The sequence below is a fragment of the Mycobacterium lentiflavum genome, assembly GCF_022374895.2.
Lineage (GTDB): Bacteria > Actinomycetota > Actinomycetes > Mycobacteriales > Mycobacteriaceae > Mycobacterium > Mycobacterium lentiflavum.
This window is the reverse complement of record NZ_CP092423.2, coordinates 5,590,485-5,611,651: the sequence shown is the minus strand read 5'-3', so window position 1 is coordinate 5,611,651 and position 21,167 is coordinate 5,590,485. Positions and strand designations below refer to the sequence as shown.

Here is a 21,167-nt window from a genome sequence, read left to right as displayed (position 1 = left end):
GTGTCGAGTTTCCCGTTGACCGTCAGCGGCAGCGCGTCGATCCGCACCAGTGCCGACGGGACCATATAGGGCGGCAGCCGATCGGCCAGCGCCGCGCGTATCCGAGCGGGGTCGGCGGTGCCGGTGATGTAGCCGACCAGGCGTGCGGTGCCGGGGCGGTCTTCGCGAGTGACCACCACCGCCTGATCTACGCCGTCCAAACTGGCCAGCGCTGAACGGATTTCGCCGAGCTCGATGCGGTAGCCGCGGATCTTGACCTGTTCGTCGGCGCGCCCGAGGTAGTCGAGCTGTCCGTCGGCCCGCCAGCGCACCAGGTCGCCGGTGCGATACATCCTTTGTCCAGGCGATTCCGCCCCGCCGAAGGGGCAGGCAATGAACCGTGCTGCCGTCAGCCCGGCCCGTCCGAGATACCCGCACGCCACGCCGTCGCCGGCGATGTACAACTCGCCGACCACACCGGTGGGAACCGGGCGCAGCCACGCATCGAGGACAAACAGCGCCGCCGTCGACACCGGTGCGCCGATGGGCACCACCGTCGTGTCCGGCGCCAACGGTGCGCTCATCGACGCGTACACGGTGGCCTCGCTGGGGCCGTAGGCGTTGATCACCACACGACCGTGCGCCCATTGCTTGGCCACCTCGGCCGGGCAGGGCTCGCCGCCGAGCAGTAACGCGGTCGACTCCAACTGCTGCGGCACCAATGCCGCTACCGCAGAAGGAGTTTGGGTCAGCACGTTGACCCGCTCGGCGACGAGCAAGGCGTGGAAGTCGTCCGGTGAGGTCGTCACCGTCTCGGGCACCACCACCAGCCGCGCTCCGCCGAGCAGGGCGGCCCAGATCTCCCACACCGAGAAGTCGAACGCATACGAGTGGCACTGCGTCCACACCTGGTCGCTGGGCAGCTCTCGCGGTGTCGACGCCGCCAAGTGCGCCAGGTTGCGGTGTGTGACCGCTACCCCCTTGGGGGTACCGGTGGTACCCGACGTGTAGACGAGGTAGGCGATCTCGTCGGCCGACGGCGCCGGTAGCGCGGTGCCGGGCTGAATGTCCACGGCGGGGTCGTTGATGATGATCACCGCGAGGTCGTGACCGTCCAACCGGTTAAGCAGCTGCCGGGTGGTGATCGCTGCTGACGGCGCGGCATCGTTGAGCATGAAGCCGATTCGAGCGTCGGGCAGCGCCGGGTCGATCGCCAGGTAAGCAGCACCCGTCTTCAGCACTGCGAGCATCGCGACGATCGCCTCGGCAGAGCGCTCCAGCACGAGTGCCACACACTGCCCGGCCCGCACGCCGTTGGCAGCCAGCAAGTGCGCCAACCGGTTCGAAGCCTCGTCGAGGCTGCGGTACGTCAACGAGACGCCGTCGAAGGTGATTGCCACCGCTTCGGGTGCGCGCGCCACGTGCGCGGCGAACAGTGTGGGGACCGAGTTCGCGGTCGTGGTAGGCCGGGTCAATACCGCTCGGTTGCCGATCTCGTCGAGGCGGGCGCGCTCGCCCACGTCCAGCAACCGGATCGAGGAGAACCGCCGGGTGGGGTCGGCGGTGATGGCTTGCAGCACCCGCTCGAATCGCCGGATCAGGGTGTGGATGCTATCGGCGTCGAATACGTCGGTGCGATACTCCACCGTCCCGCGGATCCCGGCGGGCTCACCGTCGCGGGTCCAACGTTCGACCAGTGAGAACGCCAAATCCATTCGCGCGGTGTGGGTGTCGATCGGCAGCGGGGTGGCCCGGACATCACCCAACGCCAGCGCGGCGGCGGGGTCGTCACCGTACAGGTTCTGCCAGCCCAGCATCACCTGAACCAGCGGGTGATGCGTGAGGCTCCGGGTGGGGTTGAGGCGTTCGACGAGAACTTCGAAGGGCACGTCTTGATGTTCGTAGGCGGTCAGGCTGCGCCGTCGTACCTGCGCCAGCAGCTCGGTGACGGTGGGATCGCCGTCGACCTCGACGCGCAGCACTAGGGTGTTGACGAAGAACCCCACCAGCTCGTCGAGCGCCGCCTCCCGGCGACCGGCGATCGGGAAGCCCACCGCCACATCCGAACTCGCGCTAACAGATGCCAGCAGTACGGCGAGGGCGGCTTGCACCACCATGAAGCTGGTCGCGTTGTGTTCGCGGGCCAGCGTGCGCACCCGCTGCTGCAATTCGGCCGGCCACTCGATGTCCATGGTCGCGCCGCGCTGGTCGGCCACGGCCGGGTAGGGCCGATCGGTGGGCAGCGTCAAGCGTTCGGGTATTCCGGCGAGGGCGTCTTCCCAGTAGGACAGCTGGGAGGCGATCGGGCTGCCGGGGTCGTCGAGACGACCGAACTGCGCGTGCTGCCACAGCGTGTAATCGGCATATTGCAAAGGCAATTGCGTCCAGGCCGGTTCTTGTCCGGCACACCGTGCGGCGTACGCGGCGCCGAGATCCCGTACCAATGGGGCGACCGAGGAGCCGTCGGCGGCGATGTGGTGCACCACGCCGACGAGTACGTGATCGTCGGTGGCAAGGCGGAAAAGAGTTGCCCGTAACGGGATCTCGTTGGTCAAGTCGAACGCGTAGCCCGACGCGGCCTCGAACGCCGCGTCCTGCTTCGTCGCGGCCCAGGCACGGGCATCGACAACCTGCCACGCGAACTCGGCGCGCTCCGCGGGCACCACCACCTGCTGGGGGACACCGTCCGGCGCCACGAACAGCGTCCGCAAGCTCTCGTGCCGGGCCACCACATCGCCGAGCGCGGCTCCCAGCGCGTCGACATCAAGGCGACCGGACAACCGCAACGCGACCGCCATGTTGTAGACCGGGGACGGCCCCTGCAGCTGATCCAGGAACCACAAGCGGGATTGGGCAAAGGATAACGGCACCACCGCGGGTCGCCGCCGCGCCGCCAATGGCTCCAGCCATCCTCGGCCGGTCCCGATGCGCGGTGCCAGCCGCGAGATGGTCGGAGCGTCGAACAGGGTGTGCACCTGCAGGCCCGCGTCGAGGCCGGAGTTGATCGTGGTGATCAGCCGCATCGCCGACAGCGAATCGCCGCCGAGGTCGAAGAAGGAGTCGTCGACACCGACCTGTTCGACGCCGAGGACTTGCGCATAGATGCCGGCGAGGATCTCCTCGATGGCGGTGGCGGGGGCGCGGTAGTCGCCGCCGATGCCCTGATATTCGGGTGCGGGCAAGGCGCGGATGTCGAGCTTGCCGTTGGGCGTCATCGGCAATGCCGGCAGGACGACCAAGGCGGACGGCACCATGTAAGACGGCAGCCGCTCGACCAGTGCGCTGCGCAGCGCCGCCGTGTCCGCGGATCCGGTGACGTAGCCGACGAGGCGTTTGGCGCCGAGGCGATCCTCGCGGGCGATCACCACGGCGTGTTCGACGCCGTCGAGGTTGACCATCGCCGTTTGGATTTCGCCGAGTTCTATGCGGTAGCCGCGGATCTTGACCTGATCGTCGGCACGGCCCAGGTAGTCCAATTGCCCGTCGGCGCGCCAGCGCACCAGGTCTCCGGTGCGATACATTCGATTGCCGGGTTGTCCGTAAGGGCAGGCGACAAATCGGGATGCGGTCAATTCGGGGCGGCCGAGATATCCACCTGCCACGCCCGCGCCGGCCACATACAACTCGCCGACCACACCCGGTGACACCGGGCGCAACCAGCCGTCGAGGACGAAGAGAGCCGCCGTCGATACCGGCGCTCCGATCGGCACGACGGCGGTGTCCGGTGTCAGTGGGGCGCTCATCGAGGCGTACACGGTGGCTTCGGTGGGCCCGTAGGCATTGATCACCACCCGGCCGGGCGCCCACTGATCCACCACTTCGGTGGGACATGCCTCCCCGCCCAGCAGCAGCGCGACCGACTCCAGGCCTTGTGGAGTCAATGCCGCTGCGGCCGAAGGGGTTTGGGTGAGCACGTTGACGTGTTCGCGCACCAGCAGGGCGTGGAAGTCCGATGGCGAGCTGGTCACCGACTCCGGTACCACCACCAAGCGTGCACCGCCGAGCAGCGCGGCCCAAATCTCCCATACCGAGAAGTCGAAGCCATAGGAGTGACACTGCGTCCACACTTGTGGCACGGGCAGCTGAGCGGGTGTGGATTCGGCCAGGTGGGCCAGGTTGCGATGAGTGACCGCAACACCTTTCGGGACACCGGTGGTGCCGGAGGTGTAGATCAGATAAGCGACGTCGTCCGGCGACGGTGCCGCTTCTGGCGGACTGGCGGGTCGGAGATCGACGGCGGGGTCGTCGACGTCGATGATCGGTAGGTCGTGCCCGCGTAGCCGCGGCCGCAGGGCCGCGGTGGTGAGCGCGGCGACCGGCGCTGCATCGGTGAGCATGAACTCGATGCGGCTGTCGGGATGGGCGGGGTCGATCGCCACGTACGCCGCTCCGGTCTTCAGCACCGCCAGCATCGCGACGACCGCCTCGGCGGAGCGTGAGAAAAGCAGTGCCACCGAATGTCCGGGGCGGGCACCCTGCTCGGCCAGCAGATGCGCCATCCGGTTAGCGGACTCGTCCAGTTCGCGGTAGCTGATCGAATGGCCGTCGCAGGTGATCGCGATCGCATCGGGGGTGCGTGCCGCTTGCGCAGCGAACAGCTGCGGAATCGACTTGGCTGCCGGAACGGGTCGCGTCAGCATCTCCCGGTTGCCGAACTTGTCGAGTCGGGCGCGCTCGTCGTCATCCAGCAACTGGATCGAGGACAGCCGTCGTCCCGCATCCTCGGTCATGGCCGTCAGTACCCGGTGCAACCGCCCGATCAGCGCCTCAATGGTTTCCGCGTCGAATAGCTCGGTGTCGTATTCCACGCGTAAGCCGAGTTCGTCGGCGGGCATCGCCTGCAGGGTCAGCGGGTAGTGATTGAATTCGCGGGCGGTCATCGCGGTGATGGCCAAACCGTCGCCGAGCACGGTGGACGTGTCGATGGGGTAGTTCTCGTAGACGAACAGGGTGTCGAAGAGTTGGTCGTGGCCCGCAGCGCGGTGGATTTCGGACAGCGCCAGGTGCTGGTGGTCGAACGTGTGGTTGTTGGTGCGGTGCAGCTGGTCCAGTAAGTCGGCCGTCGTGGTGGCCGCCGTGCTGGTCGCCCGCACCGGCACGGTGTTGATCAGCAGACCGACCATCGAATCGGACCCGGCCAGCTCGGGCGGTCGGCCCGAGACCGCGGTGCCGAAGACGACGTCGCGCTGGCCGGTCAGCCACATCAGCACTTGCGCCCAGCCGGCCTGCAGCACGGTGTTGACGGTGGTGTGATGCGCGCGGGCGAGCGCGTTCAGGGCGTGGGTGGTTTGCTCCGACAGGGCCGAACCGGCGACACCGCGGCGCCCCGGCCGGACCCGGCCCGGCGGGCCCACCAGTGTGGGGGAGTCGAAGCCGGCCAACGCTTCTCGCCAGGCCCGCGCCGCGGCGTCGACGTCTCGTTCGGCCAACCAGGCGACGAACCGGCGGTAGGACCCGGCCGCGGGTAGGCGCTGCCCGTAGTAGCTGGCGAAGATCTCCTGCGCCAGGATCGGCAATGACCAGCCATCCAGCACGATGTGGTGATTCGTCAGCACGCAGCGGTGCGCGTCGTCTCCGGTGCGGATCAACGCAACTCGGAATGCCGGCGGTTCGGTCAGATCGCAGACCGCACTGCGTTCGGCGGCGCAGACCTGCTGGATTCGCTGCTCGGAGCTCAGGACGTAATAACGCCAGGGCACAACGGGATTGACGAGGATGAGCTGCACCGGCTCGTCGAACTGCCGACAGAATCGGGCGGCCAGGTTGGGGTGACGGTTGACCACCGTACGCACGGCCTCGTGCAGCCGGTTCGCATCGAGCGGGCCCGCGATAGTGAGGTCCAGCTGCATCGCGTACAGGTCGTCGGCGTTTCCGTTCGCGGCGCTGGCGTGGAAGAGCAACCCCTGCTGCAGCGGGGTGAGCGGCAGGATATCGGCGACGTGGTCTTGCCGGCACAGCTCGTCGATCTGCTGCTGGGTCAGGCGGGCCGGGACGATATCCGACGGTGTCAGCCCGCCTCCGCCCCGGCGAACGTGTGCGCAGATCCCCGTCAACGCTTCGAACCACAACTCGCCGAGGCGGTCGACCTGGGCGCCATCGAGTACCGATCGCGCCCATGTCCACGTCGCCTGTAGGCGTGGTCCGGCGTCGGTGTCGATAGTGACGGCGTTGAGTTCCACGGTGTGTCCCAACGGCATTGGGATCGCCGCGGCCGTGGTCGCCACCGCTACGCCGTCTCGGCTGACCCGCCATAGATCGTCGGACAGCTCGGCGGCACCAGCGCCGAGTCGTCCAAGGTAGTTGAAACCGATCGCCGGGTCGGGTCCGGTCAGCTCGGCGTCAGGATTGAGATAGCGCAGCAGCCCGTAGCTGAGTGGATCGGGCAGCGCCCGCAGCTGTTCCTTGGCGTTCTTGACCGCCGCTCCCAGTGCGGACTCACCGGAGCGTACCTGCGCCCAAACCAGATCGCCGATGCTCAGCGCCACAAGGTATTTCGTGGTGAACCATCCGACCGTGCGCGACAAGTCGACATTGGCGGCCAGTTCGTCGTGGCGGCCATGGCCTTCGACATCGATACCGATGGCGGCACCGGTGTTCAAGAACTCTGCCCAGGCCACGGCGAACGCGATCAGCAGAATGTCTTGTACGCCGGCGTGAAAAGCCGCGGGCACCTCACCCAGCAGCATGCGGGTCGTCTCGGTATCGAGTTCGGCCGACGACTGTCCGGCGGTGGCATAGGTGTCCAGTTCGGGCCGGGGTGCCGGCAATGCGTTCGGTACCGCCGCGACCTGCCGCCATGCGTCCGCGTGCGCACGCACCGCCGCGGTGCGGGCGTGCTCATCGAGCAGCGAAGCCCACCGGGCGAAGGAGGTCCCCGGCGCCGGCAGTGCTATCGGCTGCCCGCTTCGGTGCTGGGCCCACGCGATATTGAGGTCCTCCAACAGGATTCGCCACGATACCCCGTCGACGGTCAGGTGATGAGCGATCAGTACCAACTGGGACGTCGAGGTAATCCACAGCGCGCTCAGCATCGTTGCGGTGCCGGGGTTCAACCGCTCCCGCGCCCGCGTCAGCGCCTCATCGGAGAGCACATCCACGCACCGCAGGCAGCTTCCCGCGGCGACAGACCCGGCCTCGGGTACCTGCAGCGACCACGCATCGTCGACACGCAGCCGCAGCATCGCGTGCCGATCCAGCAGGGCCTGCAACACCAGCACCACCTCGGCCTCGGTTACGCCGGCGGGTGCCTGCACGACGACCGTCTGGTTGAACTGCTCGACCGGGCCGTCGACGTTCTGCAGCCATCGCATGATCGGGGTGGCCAGCACCGGTCCGATGCCCTCATCCACCACGACGGCTGTGTCGTCGACCACGCTGGCCACGCGGGCCAGCCGAGCCACGGTCTGCTCGACGAAGATGTCACGCGGACGGCACAGCACACCGGCCGCGCGCGATCGGGCAACCACTTGCATCGACAAGATACTGTCGCCGCCCAGGTCGAAGAACGAGTCGTCGATGCCGACTCGTTCGAGGCCAAGGACTTGGGCGTAGATACCGGCCAGGATCTCTTCGATGGCGTCGGTGGGAGCGCGGTAGCGACCGGCGTCGTCGTAATCGGGTGCGGGAAGCGCACGGGTGTCGAGTTTTCCGTTGACGGTCAGCGGCAGCTCGTCCAGTACGACGATCGCCGACGGGACCATGTAGGCCGGAAGCTGTTCGGCCAGCGCGGCGCGCAGCCCGGCCGGGTCGGCGGTGCCGGTGACGTAGGCGACGAGACGGGTGGCGGCGCGCTCGTCGCGGGTGACGACGACGGCCTGATCCACGCCACCGAGGCCGGCGAGAGCTGTTTTGATTTCGCCGAGTTCGATTCGGTAGCCACGGATTTTGACTTGCTCGTCGGCGCGACCGAGGTAGTCGAGTTGCCCGTCGGAGCGCCAGCGGACCAGGTCACCGGTGCGATACATCCGGGTGCCGGGTTCGCCGTACGGGCAGGCGATGAATCGCGAGGCCGTCAACTCGGCCCGGCCGAGGTATCCGCACGCCACCCCCGTGCCGGCGACGTACAACTCGCCGACCACCCCGGCCGGTACCGGGCGCAGCCAGGGATCCAACACGAACAACGCCGCGGTGGCCACCGGCACGCCGATGGGTGCGGCGCCCGATCCCACGACGAGGGGGTTGCTCATCGAGGCGTACACGGTGGCTTCGGTGGGGCCGTAGGCGTTGATCATCATCCGGCCGGGGGCCCACTGATCCACCGCCTCGGCGGGGCAGGCCTCCCCGCCGACGAGCAGCGACACGGACTCCAGCCCGTCCGGGGTCAACGCCGCTGCAGCCGAAGGGGTTTGCGTGAGCACATTGACCTGTTCGGCGACCAGCAAAGCGTGGAAGTCGTGCGGCGAGGCCGTCACTTCTTCGGGGACGACGACCAATCGTCCGCCGCCGAGCAGGGCGGCCCAGATCTCCCAGACCGAGAAGTCGAACCCGTAGGAGTGGCATTGCGTCCATACCTGCGTCACCGGCAGCTGGCTGGGCGTGGACACCGCCAGGTGGGCCAGGTTGCGGTGGCTGACCGCAACGCCTTTGGGTACGCCGGTGGTGCCCGACGTGTAGATCAGGTACGCGATGTCATCGGGCGACGGCGCCGGCAGCGCAATCGCGGGCTGGGACTGCACGGCGGGGTCGTTGATGTCGATGACCGTAAGGTCGTAATCGCTCAGCCTCGGCCGCAGCTCCGCGGTGGTGATTGCCGCGACCGGGGCGGCGTCGGTGAGCATGAACCCGATTCGCGCGTTGGGATGGGCCGGATCCATCGGCAGATAGGCTGCCCCCGTCTTCAGTACCGCCAGCATAGCGACAACGGCGTCGGCCGACCGCGAAAACAGCAGCGCCACATACTGTCCCGGCCCCGCACCCCGTGCCGCCAGTAGATGCGCCAGCCTATTGGCGGATCTATCGAGTTCGCGATAGCTCAGTGAGCTGCCCGCGTCGGTAATGGCTACCGCATCCGGGGTGCGCTGCGCGTGCTCGCCGAAGAATTCCGGCACCGACGCCGCCACCGGCGCGGGCAGCGCCAACATCGCGCGGTTGCCCAAGATGTCGAGCCTGGCATGCTCGTCGGCGCCCAGTAGCTGGATCGATGAGAGCCGTTGCGCCGCATCGGATGTCATAACCGTCAACACCCGCTGCAGCCGCTGCGCTAATTCCTCGATGCTGTCGGCGTCGAATACGTCGGTGCGATATTCGACTGTTCCGGAAATCCCGGCGGGTTCGCCGGCGGCGGTGAAGAGTTCGGTCAGGGAGAACGACACGTCCATGCGTGCGGTGTGGGTGTCGATCGGCAGCGCCGTGGCCTTCACATCGCCCAGTTCCAGCTCGGCGGGCTGGGCGTTTTGCCAGCCCAACATCACCTGGATCAGCGGGTGATGTGCCAGGCTTCGGGTCGGGTTCAACCGTTCGACCAGCACCTCGAACGGTACGTCTTGGTGTTCGTAGGCGGCCAGGCTGCGCTGGCGCACCTGAGCCAGCAGCTCGGCGACGGTCGGGTCGCCGGTCACATCGACCCGCAGTACCAGGGTGTTGACGAAGAAACCCACCAGCTCGTCCAGTGCCGGGTCGCCGCGTCCTGCGATCGGAAATCCCACCGCCACATCCGAACTCGCGCTGACCGCCGACAGGAGCACGGCCAGCGCGGCCTGGGCCACCATAAAGCTCGTCGCGTTGTGTTCGCGGGCCACCGCGTGTACCCGCCGCTGCAATTCGGCCGGCCACTCCAACGCCACGGTGGCCCCGCGCTGATCGGCGACCGACGGGTAAGGCCGATCGGTCGGCAGTGCGATGCGCTCGGGCATCCCGGCCAGGGCATCGCGCCAGAACGCCAGCTGGGAGGCGATCGGGCTGTCGGGATCGGCTAGATCGCCGAACTGCGTGTGCTGCCATATCGCGTAATCGGCGTACTGCAAGGGCAATTCGGCCCACGCGGGCGCTTGTCCCGCGCATCGGGCGGCATACGCCTCGCCCAGATCGCGCACCAGCGGAGCGATCGAGGCGCCGTCGGCGGCGATATGGTGCACGACACCCACCAGCACATGCTCGTGATCGCTGCGCCTGAACAGGGTTGCCCGAAGGGGCAGCTCGGCAGACAGGTCGAACCGGTGACCGACCGCGGCGTCGATGGCGTCGTCGAAAAGAGTCGCGGACCATCGGCTGGAATCGACGAACTGCCAGCCGAACTCGGCCCGATCGGATTCCATCACGATTTGCCGCGGAATGCCGTCCGGTGCCGAAAACACCGTTCGCAGACTTTCATGACGTGCCACCACGTCGCCCAGCGCGGCAGCCAAGGCGTCGACATCGAGGCTCCCGGACAGCCGCAGCGCCACCGCCATGTTGTAGACGGCGGACGGTCCTTGCAACTGATCCAGGAACCACAACCGAGATTGGGCATACGACAGCGGCACCACCGCAGGTCGCCCGAGAGCGACCAGCGGCTCACGGTGGCTCGCCGCCGCGCCGAGATGGGGTGCCAACTGCGCAACCGTGGGTGCGTCGAAAAGCCTGCCCACCTTGAGGTCTGCGTGCAGTAGCGTGTTGATCGCGGCGATCACCCGCATTGCCGATAGCGAGTCTCCGCCGAGATCGAAGAAGGAATCGTCGACTCCGACCCGCTCCACATTCAGCACTTGGGCATAGATCCCGGCCAGGATCTCCTCGACGGCGCTGGCCGGCGCCCGGTACCGATCGGCAGCGCGGTAGTCCGGTGCCGGCAAGGCCCGGGTGTCGAGCTTCCCGTTGACCGTCATCGGCAACGCGTCGACCCGCAGTACCGCCGACGGCACCATGTACGGCGGAAGCAGCTCGGCCAGCTGGGCACGGACCAGGGCCGGGTCGGCGGTTCCGGTGACGTATCCGACGAGCCGCTTGGTGGCGTCGCGCTCCTCGCGGGCGATCACCGCGGCCTGCTTCACGCCTTCCAAACCGGCCAGGGCCGCGCGTATTTCGCCGAGCTCGATGCGGTAGCCGCGAATCTTCACCTGCTCATCGGCCCGCCCGACATACTGCAACTGCCCATCGGCGCCCCACCGCACCAGGTCGCCGCTCCGGTACATCCGGGCACCGGGGCCTCCGAACGGACAGGCCATGAAACGCGACGCGGTCAACCCGGCCCGGCGCCAATACCCGTATCCCACGCCGCGCCCGGCCAGGTACAACTCGCCGACCACGCCGACGGGCACCGGACGCAACCACTCGTCGAGCACGAAGAACGCCGCCCCCGATACCGGCGAACCGATCGGCACTACGCCGGATTTCGCGTTGAGAGGCGCACTCTTGGATAGCCACATCGTCGTCTCGGTGGGCCCATAGACGTTGACCATCGTCCGCCCAGGCGCCCATCGATCCACCACCTCTGGTGGGCAGGGTTCGGCGCCGATCACCAAGGCCACGGATTCCAAACCGTCGACGCAAAGGGCCGCCACCGCGGACGGGGTTTGGGTGAGAACCGTGACGCATTCGTTGACGAGTAGCTCGTGGAAGTCTTCGGGTGAGCGGGTCATCGGCTCGGGCACCACCACCAGCCGACCGCCGTGCAGCAGCGCGCCCCAGATCTCCCACACCGAGAAGTCGAATGCGTACGAATGGAACTGCGTCCACACCTGTTCCGCGGTCAGCTTCAGCCCGGCCTCCAGGGAGTCGAAGAGCTGGGTGACGTTGGAGTGGTTGACCGCAACGCCTTTGGGCAGCCCCGTCGTTCCCGAGGTGTAGATGATGTGGGCGACATCGTCGGGCTCCGGCATCGGTAGTAACGCGGTGGCGGGTTGCGTGCCCAGCGCGGGATCGCGGATATCGATGGTCGTCAGGTCGTACCCATCGATGCGCGCGCGCAGCTCGGTGGTGGTGATTGCGGCGATCGGAGCGGCGTCGGTCACCATGAATTCGATCCGTGCCGCGGGGTGCGCCGGATCGATCGGCAGGTACGCCGCCCCGGTTTTCAACACCGCCAAGATCGCCACGATTGCCTCGGCCGAGCGCGGAAACAGCAGTGCCACAGCCTGTCCGGGGGCGGCCCCGTGCGAGGTCAGTAGGTGTGCCACCCGGTTGGACTCTTCGTCGAGTTCGCGGTAAGTGAACGAGCGGCCATCGAACGTGATCGCTATCGCGTCGGGGGTGCGTGCGGCTTGCTCGGCGAACAACGCGGGCACGGATATCCCGGTCGTCGGCCGCGTCAGCACCGCCCGGTTCCCGATGTCATCGAGGCGGTTGTGCTCGTTGGCGTCGAGTAGATCCATCAACGACAACCTGTTGGTGGGGTCGCTGGTGATGGCCACCAGGACTCGCTGCAGCTGCCGGATGAGGGTTTGGACGCTGTCGGCGGTGAAGACGTCCGTGTCGTACTCGATCCGCAGGCCGAGTTCGTCGCCGGGCATGGCCTGCAAAGTCATTGGGTAGTGGTTGTTTTCGCGGGCGGTATACCCGGTGACGGCCAAGCCGTTGCTGCCGAACAATGCGGGATCCACGGGGTAGTTCTCGTACACGAACAGGGTGTCGAAGAGTTGGTCGTGGCCGGCCGCGCGGTGGATTTCGGGCAGTGCCAGGTGCTGGTGCTCCAGGGTGTGGTTGTTGGCGCGGTGCAGTTGATCGAGTAGGTCGCAGGTGGTGGTGGCCGTGGTGATGGTGGCGCGCACCGGAACGGTGTTGATCAGCAGACCGACCATCGAATCGGACCCGGCCAACTCGGGCGGGCGGCCCGACACGGCGGTCCCGAAGGCGACATCGCGCTGGCCGGTCAGCCACATCAACAGCTGCGCCCAGCCGGCCTGCAGGACGGTGTTGACGGTGGTGTGATTCAGCCGCGCCAGCTCACCGACGGCCAGTGTCGTGTCGGCGGGTACCCGCGACGTCACCACCGCGCGCCGCCCGAGCCCCACGCGGCCCGGCGGCCCCACCAGGGTGGGAACCTCGAAACCGGCGAACATTTGCCGCCAGGCCGTCTCGGCGCTGCCGCGGTCCTGGTCGGTCAGCCAGGACACGAACCGGCGGTAGGGCGCGGGTGCCGGGAGTCGCTGGCCGTAGTAGGTAGTGAAGATCTCTTGCAACAGGATTGGCAGTGACCAGCCATCGAGCACGATGTGGTGGTTGGTCAGCACCAACCGGTGCAGCTCGCTGCCGATGCGGATCAGCGCGACCCGGAAGGCGGGCGGTTCGGTCAGGTCGACGACCGCCATGCGTTCGGCAGCGCACAGCCGCGCGAGGTGTTCCTCGGTATCGGCTGCACTATCGAGTTCCAGGTATTTCCAAGCCAATTCGGGATCCACCGGGATGACCTGGATCGGGTCGTCGAACTCCGGGCAGAACCGGGCGGCCAAGTTGGGATGGCGGCCGACCACCGTGTCGACCGCGACGCGCAGCCGGTCGGGATCGAGTGGACCGGTGATGGTGATATCCAGCTGGACCGCATACAGATCGCCCAAATCGCTTGTGCCATAGGTGTTCGCGTGGAATAGCAGACCCTGCTGCAGCGGCGTCAGCGGCAAGATGTCGGCGATGCGGTCGCGTCGGCACAGCTCGTCGATCTGCTGCTGGCTGAGCCGGGCGGGAGCGATATCCGACGGTGTCAGACCGCCTCCGCCGGCGCGGACATGAGCGCAGATCCCCGTCAGGGCGTCGAACCACAATTGGTTGAGCCGGCCGACTTGCTCACTAGTGAGCGCTGAGGTGGCCCAGGTCCAGGTCGCGTGCAAGTGCGGGCCGTTGTCCGCGTCGAGCGTGCCGGCGTTGAGTTCTACGGTGTGCACCAACGGCATTGGGATCGCCGAGGCCACGGCGGCCACCGCCACGCCGTCCTCGCCGATCAGCCACAGATCGTCGGAGAACTCCACGGCGCCGGCGCCCAGGCGCCCGAAGTAGTTGAATCCGATCACCGGGTCGGCCGAGTCCAGATCCACTTCGGGGTTCAGGTAGCGCAGCAGCCCATAGGTCAGGCCGTCAGGCAGCGCGCGCAGTTGCTCTTTGGCGTCCTTGATGACCGCGCCCAGCGCGGGCGCGCCGGCGAGCACCTGTGCCCAGGACAAGCCACCGCCATCCAGGGCCACCGGATATTTGGTGGTGAACCATCCCACCGTCCGTGACAAGTCCAGGTCGCCGGCCAGTTCACCGTGGCGGCCATGGCCCTCCACATCAATGCCGATCGGCGCCTGCGCGGTGCCCAGAAACTCCGCGCAGGCCAACCCGAAAGCGATCAGCAGAATGTCTTGCACGCCGGCGTGAAACGCCGCGGGTACTTCGCCCAACAACATCCGGGTGGTATCGACGTCGAGATCCACCGACAACCGTCCCGCACTGGCGTAGGTGTCCAGCTCGGGCCGGGGTGTGGGCAGTGCGGCCGGCACCGCGGCTATCTGCCGCCATACCTCGGTCTGGGCAACGACTTCGGGATCACGGGCGTGCTGATCGAGCCATGACGCCCACCGGGCGAACGACGTCCCCGGTGCCGGCAACGCCACCTCTTGCTCGTTGCAATGCTGTGCCCAGGCAAGGTTGATGTCTTCCAACAAAATTCGCCACGACACCCCGTCGACGGCCAGATGGTGGACGATCAGCACGAGCTCGCCGATCGGCGCCACCCACAATGCGCTCAGCATCTTTCCGGTGACCGGATCCAGCCGGGCCCGCGCCTGGACCAGTACCTCGTCGGAGAGCTCTTCGACGACGCGCAGGCAACCGCGCGCGTCCACCGAACCGGGCTCGGGCACCCACAACGACCAGCCGCCGGCGAAGTCGTCGTCGACGCGCAGCCGCAGCATCGCGTGCCGGTCCAGCAACGCCTGCAGCACCAGCACCACGTCGGCTTCGGTCACCGCGACGGGGGCCTGAATGGCGACGGTCTGGTTGAATTCCTCGACGCGACCGGCGACGCCCTCGAGCCAGCGGATGATCGGGGTGGCCGCCACCTCGCCCACGCCTTCATCGACGACGCCGGCGTCATCCGTTGCGACACTGGCGACTCGGGCCAGCCGGGCCACGGTCTGCTCGACGAAAATGTCCCGCGGGCGGCACACCACCCCGGCCGCGCGAGCCCGGGACACCACCTGCATCGACAGGATGCTGTCCCCACCCAGGTCGAAGAACGACTCATCAACCCCGACGCGCTTCAACCCCAGCACCTGGGCGTAGATCCCGGCCAGGATCTCCTCGACGGCATCGGTGGGGGCGCGGTACTGACCGGCATCATGGTATCCGGGCGCGGGCAGCGCGCGGGTGTCGAGTTTGCCGTTGATCGTCATCGGTATCGCGTCGAGCGCCACCACTGCCGACGGAACCATATATGGGGGGAGGCCGTCGGCGAGCGCGGCGCGGGCGTGGTGGGGGTCGGCGGTTCCGGTGATGTAACCCACGAGGCGTTTGACGCCGGGCTGGTCTTCGCGGGCGACGACGACGGCCTGTTTCACGCCTTCCAAACATGCTAGGGCCGCGCGTATTTCGCCGAGCTCGATGCGGTAGCCGCGAATTTTGACCTGTTCGTCGGCGCGGCCCAGGTAGTCGAGTTGCCCGTCGGGACGCCACCGCACCAGGTCGCCGGTGCGGTACATCCGGGCGCCGGGTCCCGCGAACGGACAGGCCATGAAACGCGACGCGGTCAACCCGGGCCGGCGCCAATACCCGCATCCGACGCCGCGCCCGGCCAGGTACAACTCGCCGACCACGCCGACGGGCACCGGACGCAACCACTCGTCGAGCACGAAGAACGCCGCCCCCGATACCGGCGAACCGATCGGCGGAACGCCCGAACCCGTGGTGAGCGGCGCGCTCTTGGCCGCCCACATGGTCGTCTCGGTCGGGCCGTAGACGTTGATCATCAGTCGACCGGCTGCCCACCGATCCACCAATTCAGCCGGGCAGGGTTCGGCGCCGATCACCAGCGCGGTCGATTCCAACCCCTGCGGGGAGAGCATCCCGACCGCGGACGGCGTCTGAGTGAGAACGGTGACGTGTTCGGCCACCAGCAGGGCGTGGAAGTCTTCCGGTGAGCCGGCCACCGCTTCGTGCACCACCACCAATCGGCCGCCGTGCAGCAGCGCGCCCCAGATCTCCCACACCGAGAAGTCGAATGCGTACGAGTGGCATTGGGTCCAGACTTGTTCGGCTGACAGTTCCAGGCCGGTGTCGAGCGAGTCGAAGAGTTGAGTGACGTTGTGATGAGTGACCGCAACGCCTTTGGGCATACCGGTCGTGCCTGAGGTGTAGATGATGTGGGCTATGTCGTCTGGCGACGGCCCGGGCGGCGCAGCCGCGGGCTGAGCGTCGATGCGTGGGTCGTCCACATCGATGATCCGCAGCTCGGATTGCCGCAGCCGCGGCCGCAGCTCGGCGGTGGTGATCGCGGCGATCGGCGCGGCGTCGGAAACCATGAACGCGATTCGCGCCGACGGATGGGCGGGATCGATCGGCAGGTAGGCCGCCCCGGATTTGAGTACCGCCAGGATCGCGATGATCGCTTCGGGGGATCGCGAAAACAGCAGCGCCACAGACTGTCCCGGCGCAGCTCCTGCGGAGCGGAGCAGGTGTGCCAACCGGTTGGCGGCCGCGTCGACCTCGAGGTATGTCATCGACCGGCCCTCAAAGGTGACGGCTACCGCCTGCGGGGCGCGGGCCACCTGTGCGGCCCAGAGCGCCGGAACTGTCGTCGGAGTCTCCGGCTGGGTCAGTATGGCGCGATTGCCGAACGCGTCGAGCTGGGTCTGCCCGGCGGAATTCAACAGCTGGATCGATGAAAGCCGTTGGGTGGCATCGGATGTCATGGCGATCAGCACGCGCTGCAACCGCTGCGCCAATTCCTCGATGCTGTCGGCGTCGAACACGTCGGTGCGATACTCCACCGTCCCGGAGATTCCGGCCGGCTCACCGGACTCGGTGAAGCCCTCGGTCAGGGAGAAAGCCAAATCCGTTCGCGCGGTACGGGTATCGATCGGCAAGGGGGTGGCTCGCACATCGCCCAATGCCAGTTCGGCCGGCTCCGCGTTCTGCCAGCCCAGCATCACCTGCACCAGCGGGTGGTGCGCCAGGCTGCGGGCGGGGTTCAGCCGCTCGACGAGAACCTCGAACGGCACGTCTTGGTGTTCGTAAGCGGCCAGGCTGCGCTGGCGTACCTGAGCCAACAATTCCGTGACGGTGGGATCGCCGGACACGTCGACGCGCAGCACCAGGGTGTTGACGAAGAAGCCCACCAGCTCGTCGAGCGCGGGATCGCGGCGTCCTGCGATCGGGAAGCCCACGGCCACATCCGAACTCGAACTGACCACTGAGAGCAGCACGGCCAGGGCGGCCTGGACCACCATGAAGCTGGTGGCGTTGTGTGCACGGGCCACCTCGCGGACTCGCTGCTGCAACTCGGCCGGCCACTGCACGGCCACGCTAGCGCCGTGCTGATCGGCCACCGGCGGGTACGGACGGTCGGTGGGAAGTGGCAACACCTCCGACATTCCCGCCAGCGTGTCTTCCCAATAGGACAGTTGCGACGCGATGGGGCTGTCGGCGTCGTTCAGGTCACCGAACTGCGCGTGCTGCCACAACGTGTAATCGGCGTACTGTACTGGCAATTCGGCCCAGTCCGGTATGCGCCCCACACACCGAGCGGCATACGCCTCGGCCAGATCGCGCATCAACGGCGCGATCGACCAGCCGTCGGCGGCAATGTGGTGCAGCACGCCGACCAGCAGATGCTCGTCGTAGCCGCAGCGGAAAAGCGTTGCGCGTAACGGTATCTCGGTGGTCAGGTCGAAGGTGTAGCGCGCCGCCGCATTGACGGCCTCGGCTAGCCGCTCTGCCGGCCAGCCGTTGGAATCTACTACCTGCCAGCTGAGCTCGGCATGGTCGGCGGCTAACACCAGTTGCCGCGGGGTGTCCTCGGTCGCGGGGAACACCGTACGCAGGCTCTCGTGTCGGGCGATCACGTCGGCCATCGCGGCGGCTAGCGCGTCGACGTCGAGGCTGCCCGACAGCCGCAGTGCCACCGCGATGTTGTACGCCGGCGAGGGGCCTTGCAGCTGGCCCAGGAACCACAGCCGCGATTGGGCGAACGACAGCGGAACCACCGCCGGCCGCTCGCCGGCCGTCAACGGCTCCAGTCGTCCCTGCCCGGTATCGATGGCGGGTACCAGCTGCGCGATGGTCGGGGCTTCGAACAATGCCCGCACCGAAAGCCCGGCGTCGAGGGCGGTGTTGATCGCGGCGATCACCCGCATCGCAGAAAGCGAATCGCCGCCGAGATCGAAGAAGGACTCCTCGATTCCGACCCGCTCCACTCCCAGAACCTGGGCATAGATACCGGCCACGATCTCCTCAACCGCGGTGACCGGGGCGAGATAGTGCTCGACGTCGCGGTAGTCCGGTGCCGGCAGCGCGCGGGTGTCGAGCTTGCCGTTGACCGTCAACGGCATGCTGTCGATCGCCAGCACCGCGACCGGCACCATGTACGCGGGCAACCGCTCGGCCAGCGCGCTGCGCAGCTCGGCCGGGTCGGCGGTGCCCGTGACGTAGCCCACCAAGCGCTTCTCGCCGGGGCGATCCTCACGGCAGATCACCGCGGCCTGTTCGACCCCATCGAAACCTGCTAGGGCGGAGCGTATTTCGCCGGGCTCGATGCGGTAACCGCGGATCTTGACCTGCTCGTCGGCGCGCCCGACATACTCAAGCTGCCCGTCGGCGCCCCAGCGCACCAGGTCCCCGGTGCGATACATGCGGGCGCCGGACCCGCCGAAGGGACAGGCCACGAACCGCGATGCCGTCAACGGGGCTCGCGCCACATAGCCGTATCCGACACCGCCGCCGGCCACGTACAGCTCGCCGACCACCCCGGCGGGCACCGGGCGCAGCCAGTCGTCGAGCACAAACAGTGCCGACGTAGCGACCGGCGCACCGATCGGTACCGCATTTCCCGCCGTCAGGGGCGCGCTCATCGCCGCATAGATGGTGGTTTCGGTGGGGCCGTAGGCGTTGATCATCACGCGCCCGGGCGCCCACCGGTCGACCACCTCGGCCGGGCACGCCTCGCCGCCGATCAGCAGCGCCGCCGATCCCAGACCTTCCGGCGTCAGCGCCGTCACCGACGAGGGGGTCTGGGTCAGCACCGTGACGCCCTCGGCGATCAGCAGGGCCTGGAAGTCGTCGGCCGAGGCGGTTACCAGCTCGGGGACCACCACCAGCCGGTCGCCGTGCAGCAGCGCTGCCCAGATCTCCCACACCGAGAAGTCAAACGCGTAGGAGTGGCATTGGGTCCACACCCGTCCGGGTGGCAGCCCGGCGCACAGGGAGTCGAGCTGCGCACTGACGTTGCGATGGGTGATGGCCACGCCTTTGGGGACACCGGTGGTGCCGGAGGTGTAGATGATATGCGCGATGTCATCTGGTGACGGATCGGGCGGCGCGGTGGCGGCTTGAGCATCGACCGCCGGGTCGTGGATATCGATGGTCGCCAAGCCGTAGCCGTCCAGCCGGCCGGCGAGCTCGTCAGTGGTCAGCGCGGCCACCGGCGCGGCGTCGGCGAGCATGAACTCGATCCGCGTCGCGGGGTGAGCCGGGTCGATCGGCAGATACGCGGCTCCGGTCTTCAGCACCGCCAAGATCGCGACGATGGCGTCGGCCGAGCGCGAAAAGAGCAGCGCCACAGACTGTCCCGGCCCCGCGCCCCGATGCGCGAGCAGGTGTGCCACCCGGTTGGCGTTCTCGTCGAGTTCACGGTAGGTCAGCGAGCGGCCGTCGAAGGTCACCGCCGCCGCAGCGGGGGTGCGCGCGACTTGTGCTGCGAACAATGCCGGAATCGACACCGCGGCCGCGGGCCGAGCCAACACCTCCCGGTTGCCCAACCGATCCACGCCGGCGTGTTCGTCGTCGTCCAGCAGATCCAGCGAGGACAGCTCGCGTTCGGGCGCCGACGCCATAGCTTTGAGCACCCGCTGCAACCGCTGCGTCAGTTCCGCGACGTCGAAGTTCGAATACGGTTGCCCGGCACCAGCAGTGGTGACGAACTGCTCGTCGCCGGCACCGACGAAGAACAGCCCGAAGTGGCCTATCGGTCCAAAACTGGTGTACGTCGCGGTGGCCGGAACTCCGGCGAAGTTCAGGGTGAGTCTGGACGGGATGAAATTGAGGACGACTCGATTCGCCGTCTGTCCGGCGCCGCGAAGGCCTCCGTCGTCGCCCAGCACCTGGACCGGAAAACGCTGATGCCGCAAAGCCTCTCGTGTTCGCTTGTCGACAAGCTTGCAGAAGTCGGCAACCGTGGACCCCGGTGACGTCTTCAGTACCAGGGGCACCACCCCGGCGACCATTGCGGGCAGCGCCTTCGACTCCGGATGGACCCGCCTGCTGACCGGGAAGTCGAGCACGACCTCCGAACCGCCGGTGCACCCTCGCACCAACAGCGCACACGCCGCCGTCAGGATCGAGGTTCGACGTACGCCCAGCGTCTTGGACAGTTGTTTGATCTGGCCGACGACGGACGGATCCAGTTGAACCGGCTTGGTCGGCAGATTCGGATCCGGCCGCGAGGTAGCCGGCGGCAATCGATAGTCCGGTCCGCTTTCCGACGGCAGGTTCGCGTTCCAGTAGGCCTGGTCTTCCAGGTACTCCGCTGACGCCTCGTAGTCCAGCTCGCAGCGGACGAGGTCCTGCAATGAGCCGAAGAACGCGGGCGAGCTGGCCGTGCCGGACGCAATTGCGGTGTAGAGAGCCGCAATTCGGCGGCCGACGAGCGCAATACCCAACCCATCGAGGACTATGTGGTGGCAGCAGGCAGACCAGTAATATTCGTCGGTTTTGGTACGGAATAACGCAAATTTGAGTAGCCGGCCATCCAGCGGCATCAGTGTGTGCTGAATTGCTGAAGCAATCTCGCGGGCTTCGGCCACGGGATCGCTCGAACCGCGCAGATCGTGGACCTCCAGCTCGAAATCCGGGTAATCGATTGCCTTTTGGAAAACCTGACCGTCCACCTCGAAGAACGCGGCGCGGCATGGTTCGGCCTCTTGCAATGTTTTGCTGATTGCTTGTTTGAGCAAATCAGGCTCGACCACGCCCTCGATTCGGATGAATAGGCCGAGCTGCCAATCGGTGCCGGAGCGTCCCGTTTCCTGTGCGAGCCAGATATCCAATTGCCGGCGCGTCAGTGGGAAGGCACGGGCGTCAAATTCCAT

At 67.3% G+C, this 21,167-nt stretch carries 1 protein-coding gene (only partly in view); it reads right to left on the bottom strand.

Going from position 1 to position 21,167, the window contains the following annotated elements:
* Nucleotides 1-21,167, bottom strand: partial view of a non-ribosomal peptide synthase/polyketide synthase gene (locus MJO58_RS26120; RefSeq protein WP_239721437.1) — the 5' portion only. The gene continues 10,000 nt to the left of window position 1, outside the view; only the first 21,167 of its 31,167 coding nucleotides appear in the window; the start codon lies at nucleotides 21,165-21,167; its stop codon lies off the left edge, out of view.